The organism is Bacillus sp. AFS001701 (assembly GCF_002559405.1).
Lineage (GTDB): Bacteria > Bacillota > Bacilli > Bacillales > Bacillaceae_G > Gottfriedia.
Genome location: NZ_NTZO01000639.1, coordinates 1 through 2,017, shown reverse-complemented (window position 1 = coordinate 2,017; position 2,017 = coordinate 1). Strand labels below are relative to the sequence as shown.

At 34.7% G+C, this 2,017-nt stretch carries 1 protein-coding gene; it reads left to right on the top strand.

The features are described from left to right. Window positions 1-153: 153 nt before the first annotated feature. Window positions 154-1,998: a translational GTPase TypA gene (gene typA, locus CN514_RS24270; RefSeq protein ID WP_176526063.1), complete on the top strand. Its 1,845-nt coding sequence runs from the start codon at window positions 154-156 to the stop codon at window positions 1,996-1,998. The last annotated feature ends 19 nt before the right edge of the window (window positions 1,999-2,017 follow it).

Here is a 2,017-nt window from a genome sequence, read left to right as displayed (position 1 = left end):
GTAAATTTGAAAAAAATAAAACTTTACTAAATATTTATTAATAATTTATATTTTTGATTAAACATTTTCTTGATATATTTCCGTATGCATGTGCTATAATGTTTTAGTTAATAATGAAAATAGATGTGTAGACATTTTAGGAGTGAATATATTTTGAAAAAAAGAGAAGATTTACGCAATATAGCAATTATTGCGCACGTTGACCATGGAAAAACAACGTTAGTTGATGAGTTATTAAAACAATCAGGTACATTCCGTTCAAACGAAAACGTTAATGAACGTGCAATGGACTCTAATGATATAGAACGTGAACGTGGAATTACAATTTTAGCTAAAAATACTGCAATCCAATACGAAGGTAAACGTATTAACATCATGGATACTCCTGGACACGCCGATTTTGGTGGAGAAGTAGAACGTATCATGAAAATGGTTGATGGTGTTCTTTTAGTTGTAGATGCATATGAAGGATGTATGCCACAAACTCGTTTCGTATTGAAAAAAGCTTTAGAACAACATTTAACACCAATCGTAGTTGTAAATAAAATCGACCGTGACTTCGCACGTCCTGATGAAGTAGTTGACGAAGTAATCGATTTATTTATCGAATTAGGTGCAGATGAAGATCAATTAGAATTCCCTGTAGTATTCGCATCAGCTATTAACGGAACTTCTAGCTTAGAGTCTGATCCTGCTAAACAAGAACCAAATATGAATGCTTTATTTGATACAATTATTGAGCACATTCCATCTCCAATCGATAATAGTGAAGAGCCTTTACAATTCCAAGTAACATTATTAGACTACAATGACTATGTTGGACGTATCGGTATCGGACGTATTTTCCGTGGAACAATGCAAGTTGGTCAATCAGTTGCTTTAATGAAACTTGATGGATCAGTTAAACAATTCCGTATTACAAAAATGTTTGGATTCATTGGATTAAAACGTATTGAAATCCAAGAAGCAAAAGCTGGTGACTTAGTAGCAGTATCTGGTATGGAAGATATCAACGTTGGTGAAACAGTATGTCCTGCTGAACACCAAGAAGCACTTCCAATCTTACGTATTGATGAGCCAACTCTTCAAATGACATTCTTAGTAAATAACTCACCTTTTGCTGGTCGTGAAGGTAAATTTGTAACTTCTCGTAAAATTGAAGAAAGATTATTACAAGAACTTCAAACAGACGTAAGTTTACGTGTAGAAAATACAGATTCTCCTGATGTATGGATCGTTAGTGGACGTGGAGAGCTTCACTTATCAATCCTAATTGAAAACATGCGTCGTGAAGGATATGAGCTTCAAGTTTCAAAACCAGAAGTTATCATTCGTGTGATTGACGGTGTAAGATGTGAGCCAGTTGAGCATGTTCAAATTGACGTTCCTGAAGAATATACTGGTTCAATCATGGAATCAATGGGTGCTCGTAAAGGTGAAATGAGAGATATGGTGAATAATGGTAACGGCCAAGTTCGCTTAACATTTATGGTACCAGCTCGTGGATTAATTGGTTATACTACAGAGTTCTTAACTTTAACTCGTGGTTATGGAATCATTAATCATTCATTCGATAGCTACCAACCAGCTATTCAAGGTCAAGTTGGTGGACGTCGTCAAGGTGTATTAGTATCAATGGAAACTGGTAAAGCTTCAACATACGGAATTATGGGTCTAGAAGACCGTGGTATAATTTTCCTTGAGCCAGGAACAGATGTTTATGATGGTATGATTGTTGGTGAACACAACCGTGATAATGATTTATCAGTAAACGTTGTTAAAGTTAAACATGCTACTAACATTCGTTCAGCAAATAAAGACCAAACAACAACAATGAAAAAACCACGTATTATGACGCTTGAAGAATCTTTAGAATACTTAAATGATGATGAGTACTGTGAAGTTACGCCAACATCAATTCGTTTACGTAAAAAGCTTCTTGATAAAAATGAGCGTGAGCGTGCAGCGAAAAAGAAAAAATTCGCTGAACAAGACTAATTAAATTTTAAAATAATTA